The sequence below is a fragment of the Kluyvera sp. NPDC087067 genome (assembly GCF_044745165.1).
In the GTDB taxonomy this organism is placed as follows: domain Bacteria; phylum Pseudomonadota; class Gammaproteobacteria; order Enterobacterales; family Enterobacteriaceae; genus Kluyvera.
In genome coordinates this window covers 66987-82223 of the sequence record NZ_JBIUZS010000010.1, presented here as the reverse complement: position 1 = coordinate 82223, position 15237 = coordinate 66987, and the positions used below count along the sequence as shown (strand labels likewise).

Here is a 15237-nt window from a genome sequence, read left to right as displayed (position 1 = left end):
CAATCGCTCGATGACCTGATTAACCCAGGCTGATCTGCACGTCTACACCGGCAGCCAGGTCCAGACGCATCAGAGCATCAACGGTTTTTTCAGTTGGCTCAACGATGTCAACCAGACGCTTGTGAGTACGGATCTCGTACTGATCACGCGCGTCTTTGTTGACGTGCGGAGAGATCAGAACGGTGAAACGCTCTTTGCGGGTCGGCAGCGGGATCGGACCACGGACTTGCGCACCAGTGCGCTTAGCAGTCTCGACGATTTCCGCGGTTGATTGATCGATCAGACGATGATCAAACGCTTTCAAACGGATACGGATTCTTTGGTTCTGCATGAGACCAGAGCTCCAATTATTTTATAGACGAAATAGTTACTCCTCAAACCCATTACGATTGATGGGAGAGTGTAACCGTTCTTACAGAGTTCCCCGATTGGGAACATTGTCTGGTACCGCTTTCGCAGGACCGGTGGCTCATATCGAACCGCTGTCAATATTAGACAAGCCCGCGCATTATACACAAATAGCCACATGAAGCAAGCCGTGTTTATAAATTACCCACACGACAGTGTGCACTTTCACGCGTGCGGCTCAAAATTTAGTGCAACGAGATGTCATTTCCTGGAAGCCGCCTCGCAAAGGGTATTCTCGGCCTTTGCCCCCTCCCCTGCCTGTCGACAAACTGATATCCAGTGAATTGACAGGTAACATGACAATGATATTGAGTGCGCTCCCCTTCTTTATCCTTTATACATCGCTAAGCGCAGCCTTATGCAGGCATGACGCGCGAACCGGGTTATTGCCAGACCGGTTAACCTGCCCATTGCTGTGGCTTGGCCTGCTATATCAGCTGTGCCTTAATCCGACCCACATCAGTGATGCACTCTGGGGCGCTATTGCTGGTTACTCCATTCTGGCGTTTCTCTATTGGGGTTATCGACTGATTCGGGGCTACGAAGGATTAGGATATGGAGACGTGAAGTACCTGGCGGCTCTTGGAGCATGGCATGGCTGGCAGCAGCTCCCGCTATTACTGCTGATGGCAAGCGTGCTAGCGTGGGCTTTTCTGATGGGTAAAGCGTTGTCTCGACGATCGATGACGGAGATAAAAAACCCACTGCCATTTGGTCCATTTATGGGAGCAGCGGGTTTTATATTGGCAGGCTTCTCGGTTGTTAGTCTGCGACTTTAATCTGGGATTGCAGGTAGTTCTGCAGACCAATTTTGCCAATGAGTTCGAGTTCCGTTTCCAGCCAGTCAATATGATGCTCTTCCTCGGTGAGGATCGTTATCAGCATATCGCGGCTCACGTAGTCGTGAACGCTGTCGGCATAAGCGATGGCTTCCCGCAGATCTTTAGCCCCGTCTAATTCCAACCTGAGGTCAGATTGCAGCATCTCTTCAACATCTTCGCCGATGTGTAATTTACCCAGGTCTTGTAGATTAGGGATCCCTTCAAGGAAAAGAATTCGCTCGATGTACAAATCGGCGTGCTTCATTTCATCAATGGATTCGTGATACTCGATATCATTGAGGCGCATAAGGCCCCAGTTTTTGAACATTCTCGCGTGGAGAAAGTATTGGTTTATTGCGACAAGCTCATTTCCCAATAATTTATTGAGATAATTTATAATCTTAACATCACCTTTCATTATATAGACCCTCCGCTTCCACTTATTGAAGCGTAGATCGGGCTACCGGGATGTCAAAAAAAGAAATTGCGGTCAGGCGATCTCTTTGAACTCTGGCATTTGCATTAATTCATCTTCCATGACTTCTCGCGCCGCACGAACGCACTTACCACATTGATTTCCAATAGGAATGCATTTTCGTAATTGCTGGAAAGACTGCGGATGAAACTGGCGTACCGCCTGGCGAATTTTTTTATCGCTGACGCCATTACATAAACAAACGTACATAACCACTCCCGTTCAATTTCTGAACAAAGTGTAATTGAGAATAATTATGATTACAATAGACAACTACTAAGGATTGGGTGAATTAAGAGAACAAATAGTGCGGAATATGTACAGATAATAATGTTTAAAAAAGCAAAAAGGGTGCCGAAGCACCCTTTTTAAGCTCAAAACTAATTATTAAATAATTAGCTCATTACTTTAGCAACAACGCCCGCACCTACAGTACGGCCGCCTTCACGGATTGCGAAACGCAGACCGTCATCCATCGCGATTGGGTGGATCAGGGTAACAACCATTTTGATGTTGTCGCCCGGCATTACCATCTCAACGCCTTCTGGCAGTTCGATGGTACCAGTCACGTCAGTAGTACGGAAGTAGAACTGTGGACGGTAGCCTTTGAAGAACGGAGTATGACGGCCGCCTTCGTCTTTGGACAGGATGTACACTTCAGATTCGAACTTGGTGTGTGGCTTGATTGAACCCGGCTTAGCCAGAACCTGGCCACGCTGGATTTCTTCACGCTTGATACCACGCAGCAGAACGCCGCAGTTCTCGCCTGCACGACCTTCGTCCAGCAGCTTACGGAACATTTCAACGCCGGTACAGGTAGATTTCGCAGTATCTTTGATACCAACGATTTCAACTTCTTCACCAACTTTGATGATACCGCGCTCTACACGACCGGTAACAACAGTACCACGACCGGAGATAGAGAATACGTCTTCGATAGGCAGCAGGAACGGCTTGTCAATCGCACGCTCTGGTTCTGGGATGTAAGAATCCAGGAAGCCAGCCAGTTCGATGATTTTTGCTTCCCACTCTGCTTCGCCTTCCAGTGCTTTCAGCGCTGAACCACGAACGATAGGAGTGTCGTCGCCTGGGAAATCGTACTGAGACAGAAGTTCACGAACTTCCATTTCTACCAGTTCCAGCAGCTCTTCGTCATCAACCATGTCACATTTGTTCAGGAACACGATGATGTAAGGAACGCCTACCTGACGACCCAGCAGGATGTGCTCACGAGTCTGTGGCATAGGGCCATCAGTTGCAGCAACAACCAGGATCGCGCCGTCCATCTGCGCAGCACCGGTGATCATGTTTTTAACATAGTCGGCGTGGCCTGGGCAGTCTACGTGTGCGTAGTGGCGAGTCGGGGTGTCATATTCAACGTGGGAAGTGTTGATGGTGATACCACGAGCTTTTTCTTCTGGTGCGTTATCGATCTGGTCGAAAGCACGAGCAGCGCCGCCGTAGGTTTTAGCCAGAACGGTGGTGATTGCAGCAGTCAGAGTAGTTTTACCGTGGTCAACGTGGCCGATGGTGCCGACGTTGACGTGCGGTTTTGTACGTTCAAATTTTTCTTTAGACACGGCTATATTCCTTACTATAGTGCTCTCCCCTTTGGAGAGAGCACGGGATTTGGGTTTTAATCCTGTGGCTTATTTACCACGGGCTTCAATTACGGCCTGAGCAACGTTGTTCGGCGCATCATCATACTTCAGGAACTCCATGGAGTAAGAAGCACGACCTTTGGTCAGTGAACGCAGTTGAGTTGCATAACCAAACATTTCAGACAGCGGAACTTCAGCATGAATCTGAACACCAGTAGCGTTAGATTCCTGACCTTTCAGCTGACCACGACGACGGCTAAGGTCACCGATAACGTCACCAGTGTTCTCTTCTGGAGTTTCTACTTCAACCTTCATGATAGGCTCAAGCAGAACTGGTTTTGCTTTCTTAAAGCCATCTTTGAAGGCGATAGAAGCTGCCAGTTTAAACGCCAGCTCAGAGGAGTCAACGTCGTGGTAAGAACCGAAGTGCAGACGCACGCCCAGATCAACAACCGGGTAACCAGCCAGTGGGCCAGATTTCAGCTGTTCCTGGATGCCTTTATCAACGGCAGGGATGTATTCGCCAGGAATTACACCACCTTTGATGTCGTTGATGAACTCGTAGCCTTTCGGGTTTGAACCCGGCTCCAGTGGGTACATGTCGATAACAACATGACCATACTGACCGCGACCACCAGACTGCTTAGCGTGTTTACCTTCGATATCGGTAACTTTCGCGCGAATCGCTTCACGGTAAGCAACCTGAGGTTTACCGACGTTCGCTTCAACGTTGAATTCACGCTTCATGCGGTCAACGATGATGTCGAGGTGCAGTTCACCCATACCGGCGATAATGGTCTGGTTAGATTCTTCATCAGTCCATACGCGGAATGATGGGTCTTCTTTAGCCAGACGGCCCAGAGCCAGACCCATTTTTTCCTGGTCAGCTTTGGTTTTCGGTTCAACTGCGATGGAGATTACCGGTTCAGGGAATTCCATACGCTCAAGAATGATCACGTGGTCTGGATCACAAATGGTGTCACCAGTTGTCACGTCTTTCAGGCCGATTGCCGCAGCAATGTCACCTGCGCGAACTTCTTTGATCTCTTCACGCTTGTTAGCGTGCATCTGTACGATACGACCAAAACGTTCACGAGCCGATTTAACTGGGTTGTATACAGTATCACCGGAGTTAACAACACCTGAGTACACACGGAAGAACGTCAGGTTACCCACAAATGGGTCGGTTGCGATTTTAAACGCCAGAGCAGCAAACGGCTCTTCATCACTTGCGTGACGCTCAGCCGGAGTGTCTTTACCGTCGTCCAGAATACCGTTGATCGCAGGTACGTCGATTGGGGATGGCAGGTAATCAATTACCGCATCCAGCATCGCCTGAACACCTTTGTTCTTGAACGCAGAACCACAGGTTACCAGGATGATTTCGTTGTTCAGAACACGCTGACGCAGAGCAGTTTTGATCTCTTCTTCAGTCAGTTCGTCACCACCCAGGTATTTCTCCATCAGCTCTTCTGAAGCTTCAGCAGCGGACTCGATCAGGTTCTGGTGCCATTCGTCAGCCAGGTCCTGCATGTCTGCTGGAATATCTTCATAAGTGAAGGTTACGCCTGCATCTGCTTCGTTCCAGTTGATGGCTTTCATTTTCACCAGGTCAACAACACCGGTGAAACCTTCTTCAGCACCAATTGCCAGCTGCAGCGGAACAGGGTTCGCGCCCAGACGGGATTTGATCTGACCAACAACTTTCAGGAAGTTCGCACCCATACGGTCCATTTTGTTAACGAACGCGATACGTGGAACTTTATATTTGTTTGCCTGACGCCATACGGTTTCAGACTGTGGCTGAACACCACCAACTGCGCAGTAAACCATTACCGCACCATCAAGCACACGCATGGAACGTTCTACTTCGATAGTGAAGTCAACGTGCCCCGGGGTGTCGATGATGTTTACACGGTGTGGTTCATACTGCTTAGCCATACCAGACCAGAATGCAGTAGTCGCAGCGGAAGTGATGGTAATACCACGTTCCTGCTCCTGCTCCATCCAGTCCATGGTAGCCGCGCCGTCGTGAACTTCACCGATTTTGTGGTTTACACCGGTGTAGAACAGAATACGTTCGGTAGTAGTGGTTTTACCGGCGTCGATGTGCGCACTGATACCGATGTTACGGTAGCGTGCGATGGGTGTTGTACGAGCCATTTGATTCCTCGTTTATCTTTTTAGGCGTTCAGTTAAGTAACCCAAAGCGGGCAGCTTCTCTGAAGCGCCCGCCTGGTGACTAATACTCCGAAGGGATTACCAACGGTAGTGTGCGAACGCCTTGTTGGCATCTGCCATGCGGTGAACGTCTTCACGTTTCTTAACTGCAGTACCTTTGTTGTCTGCAGCATCAGAAAGTTCGTTCGCCAGGCGCAGAGCCATGGATTTATCACCGCGTTTACGAGCGGCTTCAACGATCCAACGCATTGCCAGAGCATTACGACGAACCGGACGGACTTCAACTGGAACCTGATAAGTAGAACCACCAACGCGGCGAGACTTAACTTCGACAGTCGGACGCACGTTTTCGAGGGCTACTTCAAAAGCTTCCAGGCCATCTTTACCAGAGCGCTGAGCCAGGGTCTCCAGGGCACTGTATACGATGGTTTCTGCGGTAGATTTCTTACCATCTACCATCAGGATATTTACAAATTTAGCCAGCAGCTCTGATCCGAACTTAGGATCCGGCAGAATTTTACGCTGACCAATGACGCGACGACGTGGCATGGGAATACTCCGTTGTTAATTCAGGATTGTCCAAAACTCTAAGAGTTTAGTTTGACATTAATATAAAACGTTTGGCCTTACTTAACGGAGAACCATTAAGCCTTAGGACGTTTCACGCCATACTTGGAGCGAGATTGCTTACGGTCTTTAACGCCGGAGCAGTCAAGCGCACCACGAACGGTGTGGTAACGAACACCCGGAAGGTCTTTTACACGACCGCCACGGATCAGGATCACGGAGTGTTCCTGCAGGTTGTGACCTTCACCACCGATGTAGGAAGTCACTTCAAAACCGTTAGTCAAACGCACACGGCATACTTTACGCAGTGCGGAGTTTGGTTTCTTAGGAGTGGTAGTATATACACGAGTACATACGCCACGTTTCTGCGGGCATGCTTCCAGTGCAGGCACGTTGCTCTTTGCAACTTTGCGTGCGCGTGGTTTGCGTACCAGCTGGTTAACTGTTGCCATTAAATAGCTCCTGGTTGTAGCTTTCGCTTCGTAAACACGTAATAAATCGCCTCATGCAATATGAGGACGCGAAATTTTAGGGCTATGCCGATAGGGTGTCAAGAAATATACAACGGCCAAACGTTACCAGCTGATTTGAGCCGTGTGTTTTACCGTTAACCTGACGAAGTCAGTATAGCTGACAACGCTGACATCGCTCGAAATTTGAGCACACAGACCGCGCGCTTGCGCATCTTCATTTAACACGTAGATGGATATGGGGGCGGCGCGCAGGATTTCAACAAAATGGCTGTGTTCTACCGCCGCGAGGACACCATCCGCCATAAGCAGTAAATCATCACCTTCGTCCATTAAACGAAGCAGCCCCGCGATATCCGCGTGCCAGGGAGAAGTGCTGAGCGTAAATAGCATAGTGGCCTCAGAAACGAAGAATCACATCGTAGTCATTAAGCTGCTGGCGCAGCGCATCGGGCTCTAGCGGTTCCACATCGGTCACAAATGAGGTGCTTGCCGTCAGGCCGCGTTCGCGCATTGAGGCGGCGCACACCCAACGGTTCTCAATGTCGTAGAGCGACAGCAATTTGAAGGTGGCGATATAATCACGCGCCAGAATCGCACCGGGTTTTTGCTGGCTCAGCAGTTGAAATACCCCATCGCCGACAAAAAAGACGCCGAGATCTTCACTTAAAGCTGACGTCGCCAGCAACGCATCCAGGCCTTCACGGCCGGCCGTGCTGCCATGAGGCGCGCTGGAAAAAATAAAGGCCACGCGTTTCATCAAAACTGTACCATCCGATCGCAGGTCAGCGCGGCTTCCGCCAGTGCGCCTAATCCGCTTAACGAAAATCCCGGCTGGAGATTGAACCCAGGCAACCCCAGTTGCTCCGCTTCTTTCTCATCGGTCACGCCACGTCGAAGCGCAGCCGCCACACAAATATGCAGCGCCACGCCATGCGCGTCGTGTAACGCCTGCCAGGCACGGACAAGATCGAACTCATCACTCGCGGGCGCGGTGAATTGATTAGCGTTATAAATCCCTTCCCGATAGAAGAAGACGCAGGCGAGTTCGTGACCTTCCGCCAGCACCGCTTGCGCGAACTGCAACGCGCTGCTGGCATGCTGTGTGCCGTAGGCCGGCCCGGTCACCATCAGGGCAAAACGCATTACTTATCCTGCCCCACAAAATCGCCGCTCTTGAACTGGCGAATGTAGAGATAGACCGTATGTTTGGAGATATTCAGGCGGTCGGCAACCTGGTTAATCGCATCCTTAATATCGAAGATGCCTTTCTCATAAAGGTTAAGCACGATCTGACGATTTTTGGCGTTATTGGAAACGTTGCGATCGGCATTGACCTCTTCAATGGTGAACTCCAGCGTTTGGGTAACCAGATCCTCAACCGAGGAAGCAAAGTTAACCGCTGAGCCCACTTCCGGCGTTTCTGGCGGAATGAACGTACTCATAATCTGCGAGAACGGCACATCGAGATTCATATTAATACAGAGCAAGCCAATGACACGGTGGTCACGGTTGCGGATAGCGATAGTCTCGGATTTCATCAGTACGCCACTTTTGGCGCGAGTAAAATAGCATTTGGAAACGCTGCTATCTGCCCCGGTCATATCGTGCAGCATCCTTAGCGCCAGATCGGTAATCGGGGAACCGATTTTTCGGCCAGTATGTTCGCCGTTCGCAATGCGTATTGCCGAACATTTGAGATCTTGCAGGGAGTGCAACACGATTTCACAGTGGGGACCAATGAGCATCGCCAACCCGTCCACCACCGCTTCGTAGGATTTAAGGATATCGAAATCGGTTTGATCGAAAGGACGTTGATCCAGCAAATCAAGTTCACTGGTTTCGTTGGTTAAAAGCGACCTGGACATGAAAAAAAGCACTCCTTTTCAGGAGCCTGTCGTTATGTTGTCAGGGCAGGCTCATCACTAATAGGGCATCTAAAGTAATACAGCGCATAAGGCGCTTTCCAGCATTAATTATATCCGGCAGGTAATAAAAAGCCGCCGCCCATTGGGCGGCGGCTGTCACACTCTTATTTTTTGCTCGCGTCAGCGGCTTTTGCAGCCGGTGCAGCTTCAGGCTGCGCATCCGCTTTCGGGGCTGGTTTGATGTCTAGCAGTTCAACATCAAAGACCAGCGTAGAGTTAGCCGGGATACCCGGAACGCCGGTTTTGCCGTAAGCCAGATCTGGTGGGATGACCAGCTGAATTTTACCGCCCTTCTTGATGTTTTTCAGACCTTCAGTCCAGCCTGGGATAACGCCGTCCAGACGGAAGGAGAGAGGTTCACCGCGGGTGTAAGAGTTATCGAACTCTTTACCGTCGGTCAGCGTACCTTTGTAGTTAACCACAACGGTATCGGTATCTTTCGGCGCATCGCCGGTACCTTCTTTCTCAACCTTATACAGCAGGCCAGATTTTGCGGTTTTCACGCCTTTTTCTTTTGCGAATTTCTCACGGAAGGCTTTGCCTTTCGCTTCGTTATCCGCAGCGTCTTTTTCCATCTTCGCCTGAGCGGAGGTCTTCACGCGAGTTTCAAACGCCTGCAGAGTTTGTTCAATTTCCTGATCGGACAGTTTGCTCTTATCTGCAAAAGCGTCCTGAACGCCTGCGATCAACTGGTCTTTATCCAGTTTGATGCCCAGTTTTTCCTGTTCTTTCAGAGAATTTTCCATGTAACGACCCAGCGATGCGCCCAATGCATAGGCAGATTTCTGGTCGTCATTTTTGAATGCAGCTTTGCTTTCTGCTGCCGGAGCTGCTTTCGCCGCAGTGTCAGCAGCAAAAGTCAGTGGCGCATTCAGTGCAACGGCCATTGTGGTTGCCAGAAGCGTTACTTTAAACAGTGATTTCATCCATCTCTCCAGGACCGGGGCCTCTCGCCCCAATGTTAACTAATTGAGAAGCGTACTATAGAACGTTGTAGAGGAAATCTACATATGAACGCGGCTTATATCGACTCTTTTCAGACTCTTTTTGTTTAAATTAGTTTCCACGCTTTGCACAGGAGTGCTGCACAGGCTAAAAAAGTTGAGTAGAATCCGCGCGTCAGAAACGCTTTTGGCGATAACAGTAGAGAGAGACATCATGAAGGAAACAACTATCGAAGTGCGTTTGGCTGAGCTTGAAAGCCGACTGGCCTTCCAGGAGGTAACCATTGATGACCTCAACCAAACGGTCACCGCCCATGAACTGGAGATGGCGAAACTGCGCGAACACCTGCGTCTACTGACCGACAAGCTAAAGGCCAGCCAGCCATCCAACATCGCGTCCCAGTCTGAAGAGACGCCACCACCTCATTATTGAGACGAAAAAAAAGCGGGGAAACCCGCTTTTTTTGTGCCCGATGATAACCGGACTACCGTTGGCCTGATAAGCGTAGCGCCATCAGACTAGCATACGGCTTAGTGGCAACCGCAGCCGCCGTGACCTTTACCACCACCGCCGCAGCAGCCTTCGCCGCCGTGCTCATGACCATGGTCGTGATCGTGGCCGTGACCACCGCAGCAACCTTCATGATCGTGATCGTGGTCGTGACCGTTTGCACCGTGAACGTGGCCGTGAGCCAGTTCTTCTTCGGTTGCTTCGCGGATAGCGACAACTTCAACGTTGAATTTCAGATTCTGGCCAGCCAGCATGTGGTTGCCGTCAACCACTACATGGTCGTCTTCAACTTCGGTGATTTCAACCGGTACTGGACCCTGGTCGGTTTCTGCCAGGAAGCGCATGCCAACCTGCAGTTCATCAACGCCCATGAACACGTCTTTAGGAACGCGCTGCACCAGATTTTCGTCGTACTGACCGTATGCGTCGTTAGCCTGAACAGCAACGTCAAACTTGTCGCCAGCTTCGTGACCTTCCAGCGCATTTTCCAGGCCGGAGATCAGGGAACCGTGACCATGCAGGTAGTCAAGCGGTGCACTTACCGGAGACTCATCAACCAATACACCGTCTTCTGTACGTACCTGATAGGCCAGGCTGACCACCAGGTCTTTTGCTACTTTCATGATATCTCCTGAGCTTGGGAATATTTCGTGGCGCAGATTGTAGCGGAATTCTACACCCGTGTACCCATAAGCTTAAAAAAAGACAGCACGGATCGCTACTCTGGATGGAAAATACCGATAACTTGTTCGTCTTTGCGTACATGATCGCGCGCCTCTTTATCGGCTTCCCGCATCTGATGCCCGCACTTAACGCATTCAACCACATCAATATTATTCTCGCGCCACATCGCCATCGAGTCCTGCGCCTGACAAGACGGGCATTTCGCGCCCGCAATAAACCGTTTACGTACCGTCATGCATCACCTTCTATTCAAATTCGTCCCAGCCATCCAGCTGTCGCCGCTCTTGTTGCATCTCCCTTTGGAAGATCTCCTCCAGCTCCCGCCGGGCTTCACGCACGCGTGAGATTTGTTGGGTATCGCTGTGCACCGGCATCAATTCGCGCAGCATTCGCATATCCAGGCGCTTAAAGTGCAGCTGCGCACGCTGCGCCTGGTGAGGATGCATGCCGGTAGAGATGAGCGCCTTACGCCCGAGTTCCAGGGCACTGGAAAATGTCTCTCGAGAAAACTGTACCACGCCCGCCTGCAGCAGTTCGTGCGCCTCCACACGTCCGCGCGCACGGGCCATAATATTCAGATGCGGGAAATGCTGCTGGCAGATCTCCACAAGCTTCATCGTATCTTCCGGCTCGTTACAGGTGATGACTATCGACTTTGCCTGCTCGGCACCGGCGGAACGCAGCAGCTCAACCTGCGTCGCATCGCCGTAATAAACCTTGTAACCGTATTTACGCATCAGGTTAACCGCGCTGATATCGCGCTCGAGCACGGTAATACGCAGCTTATTGGCCATCAACAAACGGCCAATCACCTGACCAAAACGACCGAATCCAACAACGATAACCTGTGGCTTATCATCCTCAACCCACGGCGCTTCATCTTCCTCTTCCGGCGCGTTAAATCGACGGGAGAGGATGAGATCGATAAGCTTCATCAATAACGGTGTGGTCATCATAGAAAGCGTCACGGTGACCAGCAGCAACGACATCTGGTCGCCTTTAAACACTTTGAATGAGGCCGCCGCCGAGAACAAAACGAAAGCAAACTCTCCGCCCTGGCTCAGTACGCCCGCGAACTGCAACCGCTCTGAACTGCGTAAACCATGCAGGCGCGCCAGCAGATAAAGCACCAGCGTTTTCACCGCCACCAGCCCCGCTACGCAGCCAATCACCACCAAAAGATGGCTATAGAGCACGCCGAGGTTCAAAGACATGCCAACTGAAATAAAGAACAGCCCTAATAGCAAACCCTTAAAAGGTTCGATGGCGATTTCCAGCTCATGACGATATTCGCTTTCTGCCAGCAGAACACCGGCGATAAACGTGCCGAGCGCCATCGACAGCCCCAGCGCATCCATAAACAGCGCTGAGCCAAGAACCAATAACAGCGTCGCGGCGGTAAATACTTCACGCACACCGGAACTGGCGATAAAGCGAAAGACCGGACGCAGCAGATAGCGACCGCCAACCAGCATCCCGGCAAAAGCCAACACCTTGAGGCCCACGGTCTGCCAATCAAAGTGATCGTCGCCCGCGCCGGCTAATAAAGGCACCAGCGCCAGCGCCGGAATGACCGCCAAATCCTGAAACAGCAGTACCGAAAAACCCAATTGCCCCGATTCGTTGCGGCTCATGCCTTTTTCACGCATTAACTGCAACGCCATTGCCGTCGACGACATCGCCAGGCCAATGCCGCCAATCACCGCCGCTTGCCAGGAGAAGTCGGTCAACATCAGCAATCCACCGAGGATTGCCGCACTAAAAATGACCTGCGCGGCGCCGATACCAAAAATGGGTCGCCGCAATTGCCACAGCTTCGCTGGATTCAGCTCAAGCCCAATCACGAACATCAGGAACACGACGCCTAGCTCGGAGAAGTGAAGGATTTCATCCACATCGCTGATAAAGCCTAATCCCCAGGGGCCGATGGCAATTCCCGCCAGCAAATAGCCAAGAACCGCACCAATCCCCAGCCTTGCAGCCAAGGGCACCGCCACGACGGCGGCAAACAGAAACAGCAGACCGGCCAGTAATAAATCGGAACCTTCCATCATCGTCCCCCTGCCGTAATCGGCGCAGCCAGCCAGTCGGCATAGGCTTTTGCATGGTTTGCCAGCTCGTCAGGCGGCTGACGACGCGCCCAGTAAACGATAATTGGGCTCATCCAGTGCATGTGGCACATGGCAGCCGTCAGTTCAAACGGGCGCAAAATATCGCTCATCGGATAACGGTTCAGGCCATCATGACGATAGGCACTTTCTGGCTCACCGGTGGTAATAACGCTACGCCAGTACTTTCCCGCCAGTTCATTGCCCCCCACTCCGCTGGCAAAACCACGGCTAAGCACCCGGTCGAGCCACTCTTTAAGCAGCGCCGGACAGCTGTAGGTATAAAGTGGATGCTGGAACACAATCACATCATGCTCACGCAGCAATGCTTGTTCTCGTGGTATATCGATAAAAAAATCAGGGTAGTGTGCATAAAGATCGTGCACCGTTACATTACTTAGCTGCGAAGCCGGTCTAAGCAGAACCCGGTTAGCCACCGAGCCCTGAGATTCCGGATGGGCATACAGCAGCAACACTTTCGCTGTCTGGGACATCATTCCCCTCCCGGTTTTGTCTTTTGTCTATTGTTGGCGTTTTAGGCTACCATTGCGCCTCGGTGGAGCACACTGCCCACACATTACATTATCACAATGACAATTTAACATAGTCAGAACATACGGCGCCTTATGATTGTTTTCTCCTCGTTACAAATTCGTCGTGGCGTGCGTGTCCTGCTGGATAACGCAACGGCCACCATCAACCCTGGGCAAAAAATTGGCCTGGTGGGGAAAAACGGCTGCGGAAAATCCACGCTGCTGGCTCTACTGAAAAACGAGATTGGCGCCGATGGCGGCAACGTGACCTTTCCCGGCAACTGGCAACTGGCCTGGGTTAACCAGGAAACACCAGCATTAGCGGAACCGGCGCTGGATTATGTGATTGACGGCGATCGCGAGTTCCGTCAACTGGAAGCCCAGTTACACGACGCCAACGAGCGCAACGACGGGCACGCCATTGCCACCGTACACGGTAAACTCGATGCGATTGATGCGTGGACTATCCGTTCCCGTGCTGCCAGCCTGCTGCACGGTCTGGGCTTTAGCAACGAACAGCTTGAGCGTCCGGTCAGCGACTTCTCGGGCGGCTGGCGTATGCGTTTAAACCTGGCGCAGGCGCTGATTTGCCGTTCTGACCTGCTGCTGCTTGATGAACCGACTAACCACCTCGATCTCGACGCGGTGATCTGGCTGGAAAGATGGCTTAAGAGTTATCAGGGCACGCTGATCCTGATTTCCCACGACCGCGACTTCCTCGATCCGGTGGTGGACAAAATTATCCACATCGAACAGCAAACCATGTTCGAGTACACCGGTAACTACAGCTCGTTCGAGCGTCAGCGCGCCACGCGACTGGCACAACAGCAGGCGCTGTATGAAAGCCAGCAGGAACGCGTTTCGCACCTGCAAAGCTACATCGACCGTTTCCGTGCCCAGGCTACCAAAGCAAAACAGGCGCAGAGCCGCATCAAAATGCTGGAGCGCATGGAGCTGATTGCCCCGGCGCACGTTGATAACCCATTCCGCTTCAGCTTCCGCGCGCCGGAAAGTCTGCCGAACCCGCTGCTGAAGATGGAAAAGGTGAGCGCAGGCTATGGCGATAACGTCATCCTCGAGTCCATCAAGCTGAACCTGGTGCCCGGTTCGCGCATTGGCCTGCTGGGCCGCAACGGCGCGGGGAAATCGACGCTGATTAAAATGCTCGCCGGTGAACTGGCGCCGCTGCACGGCGAAATCGGTCTCGCAAAAGGCATTAAGCTTGGCTACTTCGCCCAGCATCAGCTGGAATTCCTGCGCGCGGATGAATCCCCAATTCAGCACCTGGCGCGCATGGCGCCGCAGGAGCTGGAGCAGAAGCTGCGCGACTATCTCGGCGGCTTTGGCTTCCAGGGCGATAAAGTGACGGAGCAAACCGCTCGCTTCTCCGGCGGTGAGAAAGCGCGTTTGGTTCTGGCGCTGATCGTCTGGCAGCGCCCTAACCTGCTGCTGCTCGATGAACCGACTAACCACCTTGACCTCGATATGCGTCAAGCGCTGACCGAAGCGTTAATCGATTTTGAAGGCGCACTGGTGGTGGTATCGCACGACCGTCACCTGATCCGCTCCACCACCGACGATCTCTATCTGGTTCATGATAAAAAGGTTGAGCCGTTCGACGGTGACCTGGAAGATTATCAGCAGTGGCTGAGCGACGTGCAAAAGCAGGAAAACCAGAGCGATGAACCGGCGAAAGACAACGCCAACAGCGCCCAGTCGCGTAAAGACCAAAAGCGTCGCGAAGCCGAACTGCGTACCCTGACGCAGCCGCTGCGTAAAGAGATTACCCGTCTGGAAAAAGAGATGGAGAAGCTCAACGCCCAGCTTGCCAAAGCGGAAGAGAAACTTGGCGATAGCAGCCTGTACGACCCTAGCCGCAAAGCGGAAATGACCGAGTGTCTGCAACTGCAGGCCAGCGCTAAATCCGGGCTGGAAGAGTGCGAAATGGCGTGGCTTGACGCCCAGGAACAGCTTGAGCAGATGATGCAAAACGACTAACCCACAAA

At 51.9% G+C, this 15237-nt stretch carries 19 protein-coding genes; 3 read left to right on the top strand and 16 right to left on the bottom strand.

Annotated elements, in window-relative coordinates; translation table 11 throughout:
* Nucleotides 1-19: 19 nt before the first annotated feature.
* Complete coding sequence (rpsJ, locus tag ACIPDS_RS20160) at nucleotides 20-331, bottom strand: 30S ribosomal protein S10 (protein ID WP_001181005.1); 312 nt, start codon at nucleotides 329-331, stop codon at nucleotides 20-22.
* Between the two features lie 382 nt (nucleotides 332-713).
* Here rpsJ and ACIPDS_RS20155 point away from each other — a divergent pair, with 382 nt between their 5' ends.
* Entirely contained in the window at nucleotides 714-1187 is a 474-nt protein-coding gene (locus ACIPDS_RS20155) for a prepilin peptidase (protein WP_400739829.1), read from the top strand.
* On the opposite strand, the gene bfr is transcribed toward ACIPDS_RS20155, so the two are convergent.
* The 11 genes from bfr to fkpA all read right to left on the bottom strand — a co-directional run bounded on the left by bfr (nucleotide 1171) and on the right by fkpA (nucleotide 9377).
* Nucleotides 1171-1647 (bottom strand): bacterioferritin, encoded by a 477-nt coding sequence (gene bfr, locus ACIPDS_RS20150; protein WP_166517303.1) that lies wholly within the window; start codon nucleotides 1645-1647, stop codon nucleotides 1171-1173. The two genes, ACIPDS_RS20155 and bfr, sit on opposite strands and share 17 nt — an antisense overlap.
* A gap of 72 nt (nucleotides 1648-1719) precedes the next feature.
* Nucleotides 1720-1914 (bottom strand): bacterioferritin-associated ferredoxin, encoded by a 195-nt coding sequence (gene bfd, locus ACIPDS_RS20145; protein ID WP_035894970.1) that lies wholly within the window; start codon nucleotides 1912-1914, stop codon nucleotides 1720-1722.
* Between the two features lie 185 nt (nucleotides 1915-2099).
* On the bottom strand, nucleotides 2100-3284 hold the full coding sequence (gene tuf / locus ACIPDS_RS20140; protein ID WP_400739658.1) for an elongation factor Tu: 1185 nt from the start codon (nucleotides 3282-3284) through the stop codon (nucleotides 2100-2102).
* Between the two features lie 69 nt (nucleotides 3285-3353).
* Nucleotides 3354-5468: an elongation factor G gene (gene fusA / locus ACIPDS_RS20135; RefSeq protein ID WP_166515493.1), complete on the bottom strand. Its 2115-nt coding sequence runs from the start codon at nucleotides 5466-5468 to the stop codon at nucleotides 3354-3356.
* Nucleotides 5469-5564: 96 nt separating this feature from the next.
* Nucleotides 5565-6035 carry a 30S ribosomal protein S7 gene (gene rpsG, locus ACIPDS_RS20130; RefSeq protein WP_052282782.1) on the bottom strand — a complete coding sequence of 157 codons (471 nt, stop codon included), beginning with the start codon at nucleotides 6033-6035 and terminating at the stop codon, nucleotides 5565-5567.
* 95 nt (nucleotides 6036-6130) lie between these two features.
* Nucleotides 6131-6505 (bottom strand): 30S ribosomal protein S12, encoded by a 375-nt coding sequence (gene rpsL, locus ACIPDS_RS20125; protein WP_003023654.1) that lies wholly within the window; start codon nucleotides 6503-6505, stop codon nucleotides 6131-6133.
* A gap of 123 nt (nucleotides 6506-6628) precedes the next feature.
* Entirely contained in the window at nucleotides 6629-6916 is a 288-nt protein-coding gene (gene tusB, locus ACIPDS_RS20120; protein WP_400739651.1) for a sulfurtransferase complex subunit TusB, read from the bottom strand.
* Nucleotides 6917-6923: 7 nt separating this feature from the next.
* Entirely contained in the window at nucleotides 6924-7283 is a 360-nt protein-coding gene (tusC, locus tag ACIPDS_RS20115) for a sulfurtransferase complex subunit TusC (RefSeq protein ID WP_400739648.1), read from the bottom strand.
* Nucleotides 7283-7669 carry a sulfurtransferase complex subunit TusD gene (gene tusD, locus ACIPDS_RS20110; protein WP_166515490.1) on the bottom strand — a complete coding sequence of 129 codons (387 nt, stop codon included), beginning with the start codon at nucleotides 7667-7669 and terminating at the stop codon, nucleotides 7283-7285. Before tusD ends, tusC begins: the two co-directional genes overlap by 1 nt.
* Nucleotides 7669-8391 carry a transcriptional regulator gene (locus ACIPDS_RS20105; RefSeq protein WP_400739643.1) on the bottom strand — a complete coding sequence of 241 codons (723 nt, stop codon included), beginning with the start codon at nucleotides 8389-8391 and terminating at the stop codon, nucleotides 7669-7671. The genes tusD and ACIPDS_RS20105 overlap by 1 nt, the downstream gene beginning before the upstream one ends.
* A gap of 164 nt (nucleotides 8392-8555) precedes the next feature.
* Complete coding sequence (gene fkpA, locus ACIPDS_RS20100; protein ID WP_166515488.1) at nucleotides 8556-9377, bottom strand: FKBP-type peptidyl-prolyl cis-trans isomerase; 822 nt, start codon at nucleotides 9375-9377, stop codon at nucleotides 8556-8558.
* Between the two features lie 232 nt (nucleotides 9378-9609).
* Here fkpA and ACIPDS_RS20095 point away from each other — a divergent pair, with 232 nt between their 5' ends.
* Complete coding sequence (locus ACIPDS_RS20095) at nucleotides 9610-9828, top strand: protein SlyX (RefSeq protein WP_061282479.1); 219 nt, start codon at nucleotides 9610-9612, stop codon at nucleotides 9826-9828.
* A gap of 98 nt (nucleotides 9829-9926) precedes the next feature.
* Here the strand turns inward: ACIPDS_RS20095 and slyD are convergent, their stop codons facing one another.
* The 4 genes from slyD to kefG form a co-directional block, all read right to left on the bottom strand.
* A complete protein-coding gene (gene slyD / locus ACIPDS_RS20090) occupies nucleotides 9927-10529 on the bottom strand; it encodes a peptidylprolyl isomerase (RefSeq protein WP_166515487.1) in 603 nt (200 codons plus the stop codon).
* A gap of 95 nt (nucleotides 10530-10624) precedes the next feature.
* A complete protein-coding gene (locus ACIPDS_RS20085; protein WP_400739638.1) occupies nucleotides 10625-10825 on the bottom strand; it encodes a putative zinc ribbon protein YheV in 201 nt (66 codons plus the stop codon).
* 10 nt (nucleotides 10826-10835) lie between these two features.
* Nucleotides 10836-12641: a glutathione-regulated potassium-efflux system protein KefB gene (kefB, locus tag ACIPDS_RS20080; RefSeq protein WP_166515512.1), complete on the bottom strand. Its 1806-nt coding sequence runs from the start codon at nucleotides 12639-12641 to the stop codon at nucleotides 10836-10838.
* Nucleotides 12641-13195 (bottom strand): glutathione-regulated potassium-efflux system ancillary protein KefG, encoded by a 555-nt coding sequence (gene kefG / locus ACIPDS_RS20075; RefSeq protein WP_166515486.1) that lies wholly within the window; start codon nucleotides 13193-13195, stop codon nucleotides 12641-12643. The genes kefB and kefG overlap by 1 nt, the downstream gene beginning before the upstream one ends.
* 129 nt (nucleotides 13196-13324) lie before the next feature.
* On the opposite strand from kefG, the gene ACIPDS_RS20070 reads away from it, so the two are divergent.
* Nucleotides 13325-15229: an ABC transporter ATP-binding protein gene (locus ACIPDS_RS20070; protein ID WP_400739634.1), complete on the top strand. Its 1905-nt coding sequence runs from the start codon at nucleotides 13325-13327 to the stop codon at nucleotides 15227-15229.
* Nucleotides 15230-15237: the final 8 nt, after the last annotated feature.

Excerpts from the sequence above, each read along its gene's own strand:
- rpsJ (WP_001181005.1), bottom strand. The coding sequence starts at position 331 with ATGCAGAACCAAAGAATCCGTATCCGTTTGAAAGCGTTTGATCATCGT.
- bfr (WP_166517303.1), bottom strand. The coding sequence starts at position 1,647 with ATGAAAGGTGATGTTAAGATTATAAATTATCTCAATAAATTATTGGGA.
- bfd (WP_035894970.1), bottom strand. The coding sequence starts at position 1,914 with ATGTACGTTTGTTTATGTAATGGCGTCAGCGATAAAAAAATTCGCCAG.
- fusA (WP_166515493.1), bottom strand. The coding sequence starts at position 5,468 with ATGGCTCGTACAACACCCATCGCACGCTACCGTAACATCGGTATCAGT.
- rpsG (WP_052282782.1), bottom strand. The coding sequence starts at position 6,035 with ATGCCACGTCGTCGCGTCATTGGTCAGCGTAAAATTCTGCCGGATCCT.
- rpsL (WP_003023654.1), bottom strand. The coding sequence starts at position 6,505 with ATGGCAACAGTTAACCAGCTGGTACGCAAACCACGCGCACGCAAAGTT.
- tusB (WP_400739651.1), bottom strand. The coding sequence starts at position 6,916 with ATGCTATTTACGCTCAGCACTTCTCCCTGGCACGCGGATATCGCGGGG.
- tusC (WP_400739648.1), bottom strand. The coding sequence starts at position 7,283 with ATGAAACGCGTGGCCTTTATTTTTTCCAGCGCGCCTCATGGCAGCACG.
- tusD (WP_166515490.1), bottom strand. The coding sequence starts at position 7,669 with ATGCGTTTTGCCCTGATGGTGACCGGGCCGGCCTACGGCACACAGCAT.
- ACIPDS_RS20105 (WP_400739643.1), bottom strand. The coding sequence starts at position 8,391 with ATGTCCAGGTCGCTTTTAACCAACGAAACCAGTGAACTTGATTTGCTG.
- fkpA (WP_166515488.1), bottom strand. The coding sequence starts at position 9,377 with ATGAAATCACTGTTTAAAGTAACGCTTCTGGCAACCACAATGGCCGTT.
- ACIPDS_RS20095 (WP_061282479.1), top strand. The coding sequence starts at position 9,610 with ATGAAGGAAACAACTATCGAAGTGCGTTTGGCTGAGCTTGAAAGCCGA.
- slyD (WP_166515487.1), bottom strand. The coding sequence starts at position 10,529 with ATGAAAGTAGCAAAAGACCTGGTGGTCAGCCTGGCCTATCAGGTACGT.
- ACIPDS_RS20085 (WP_400739638.1), bottom strand. The coding sequence starts at position 10,825 with ATGACGGTACGTAAACGGTTTATTGCGGGCGCGAAATGCCCGTCTTGT.
- kefB (WP_166515512.1), bottom strand. The coding sequence starts at position 12,641 with ATGGAAGGTTCCGATTTATTACTGGCCGGTCTGCTGTTTCTGTTTGCC.
- kefG (WP_166515486.1), bottom strand. The coding sequence starts at position 13,195 with ATGATGTCCCAGACAGCGAAAGTGTTGCTGCTGTATGCCCATCCGGAA.
- ACIPDS_RS20070 (WP_400739634.1), top strand. The coding sequence starts at position 13,325 with ATGATTGTTTTCTCCTCGTTACAAATTCGTCGTGGCGTGCGTGTCCTG.